Source organism: Aquabacterium sp. (assembly GCF_050725395.1).
Lineage (GTDB): Bacteria > Pseudomonadota > Gammaproteobacteria > Burkholderiales > Burkholderiaceae_C > Aquabacterium.
Genome location: NZ_JBOHHL010000085.1, coordinates 1 through 2,391 on the forward strand (window position 1 = coordinate 1; position 2,391 = coordinate 2,391).

Below are 2,391 nucleotides of genomic sequence, written 5' to 3' on the forward strand. Positions count from 1 at the left end.
GTACATCGGTAATCAGGTCCACCATCAGGCCAGGCGTGGCAGAGGCGCCATTCCGCGACAGCAGCGCATACAGGTAATAAGCCTTGTTCAACGGCAGCAGGGTGCCGATGAGGATCAGCAACACCTGCACGAAAGGTGCATTGCGGCGGTCGACGGGGTCCGCCACAGGCGCTTGTTTCAACCACTTCAGTGGGGAGTTCCGCATCGTGGTCACGATGCGGCCTCGCGTTTCGTTCATCGCCATCGCAGTGTGCCGCTCATCACTCAACCGTTGTGACAGGAACAGAGGCGGTGAGCATATGAAATGCGCGTGAATATTGGAAATAAACTCAGAAAGTCCGTGATTTAGCGTGGGTGACATACCGCGATACGCGGCCCAATGTTGGGCCATCGGTTAACAGGGGGTTACCGGTGGCAACGGTCACACGGATGTGCATGCAGGCCTCCGGCGCAGCGCAGTTCTCCCCGTCTGGCGATACCCATAACGGCAATCCGGCAGGTGCTCTTGCACGGGCGGCTCGTCAACCACTTGCAACTTTTCGGGGATACCGCTTTGAACAAGATTTTCAGCAAGGTGTGGAACACGTCGTTGGGCCAGCTGGTGGTGGCCTCGGAATTGGCCAGCAGCGCCGGTATGGCTGGCTCGGCCATGGCATCGCCGCTGCGCAGGCACACGTTGGTGATGGCTACGTTGCTGGCGCTGGGTGGTTTGTCCGGCAATGCGCTGGCCGTCGATGTGTATTGCGTGGATGAATTGGGCAACCCGGTGGGCACCGCCAGTGGCAGTGGCGATGAAGTGGTCTGCGGGCAGGGTGCAATGGCGGGTGGAGCCAATGCAGTGGCCATCGGTGCCAATGCCCAGGCCACTGCCAACGCCACCACGGCAGTGGGTGCCGACAGCATGGCCTTCGGGTTGGGTGCAGTGGCCGTGGGCCAGGGTAGTGGTGCGTTCAATGACGCCACCACGGCGGTCGGTCAAGGCGCCATGGCCTTTGGCCTGGGTGATACTGCCATCGGCAATCTTGCCTATGTCGAAACGGCACTCGGTGCTGGTACGGCACTGGGCACGTTGAGCACGGTATACGCCGATGGCGGCACCGCGCTGGGCGCAGAGGCCTTTGTCGGCTACAGCGGTCTGGGTGCCACGGCTGTTGGGCGTTCAGCCACCGCCGACGGCGAAGCAGCCGTTGCCTTAGGGGCCTTCAGCGAGGCCATAGGCGACGGTGCCACGGCACTGGGTGGTCGGATTGATGTCAGTTCCCTGACCGGAGATCCCTTGCCCACTTACGCCATCACTGCCGCCTTTGGCTGGGGTGCCAGTGCGCTGGGTTCGGGTAGCTCTGCGCTGGCCGAACAAAGCACGGCGGTGGGTACGCTGGCCTATGCGTCAGGTGCATACACCACTGCTTTGGGCTCAGCTGCCTACAGTTCCAGTGAGAGGAGCGTGGCCATCGGCAGTTTCGCCGAGAACGGCTACGCGGCGGAAGCGTCCGGCGGCGTTGGCGGCGTGGCTGTTGGTAACGGCGCGTGGGCCTCGGGCAACGATGTCACCGCTTTGGGTTATCTGTCCGAAGCGATCACCGACAACAGCGTAGCGCTAGGTGCGTATTCGGTAGCCGACCGCGAGAATACCGTCTCGGTGGGCAGCGTGGGCGCTGAGCGCCAGATCACCAATGTGGCGGCCGGCACCGAAGGCACCGATGCGGTGAATTTGGATCAGCTAAACGCAATAGCGTCTGACAACAAGTACTTCCAGGCCAGTGGCAATGACCCGGCGGATGCGTCCGCTGATCCGGGCGCGTATGTCGAAGGCATCAACGCCACGGCAGCCGGCGATGCCTCCAACGCTATCGGCAATGGGGCTTCGGTATTCGGCAGCGGTGCCAATGCCTGGGCCACCAGCGCCACGGCGGTGGGCTTCAACAGTTCCGCTACCGGTTTTTCCAGCACCGCGATCGGCGGCCAGCTCTACTACGAGACAAATGAATACGATGACGAGGGCAACGTCATAGGCGTGATTGTGACCGAAGGGGCGGCGGCGACAGCGACAGGCATGGCTTCCACGGCCTTGGGTTCGGCCTCGCTGGCAACGGGTAACTTCAGCACCGCCATTGGCACCAACGCCCAGGCCATCAGCGATTACACCATTGCCATCGGCACGGACAGCCTGGCCCAGAATGGTTCCATCGCCATCGGCAGCGGCAGTACGGGCAACGGCAACGCCAGCATTGCGCTGGGCACGGAGAGCCTAACCAACGGCGCTTTTGCCGTGGCCGTGGGCCCGCTGGCCACGGCCAATGGGCCATTCTCCTCGGCGCTCGGTGCCTTCGCCACGGCCGCTGAATGGAGCAGCACGGCGCTGGGTTCCTTTGCTTACAGCTCGTATGAAGG

2 protein-coding genes are annotated in these 2,391 nt (G+C 62.7%); one reads left to right on the plus strand and one right to left on the minus strand.

Annotated features, from left to right (window positions below; genetic code table 11):
* On the minus strand, positions 1-238 hold a 238-nt coding region (locus ACREB4_RS21190), incomplete at its 3' end, for a hypothetical protein (RefSeq protein ID WP_431590221.1).
* Positions 239-553: 315 nt separating this feature from the next.
* On the opposite strand from ACREB4_RS21190, the gene ACREB4_RS21195 reads away from it, so the two are divergent.
* Positions 554-2,391 (plus strand): ESPR-type extended signal peptide-containing protein (locus tag ACREB4_RS21195; protein ID WP_431590222.1); only part of this gene is annotated, 1,838 nt, incomplete at its 3' end.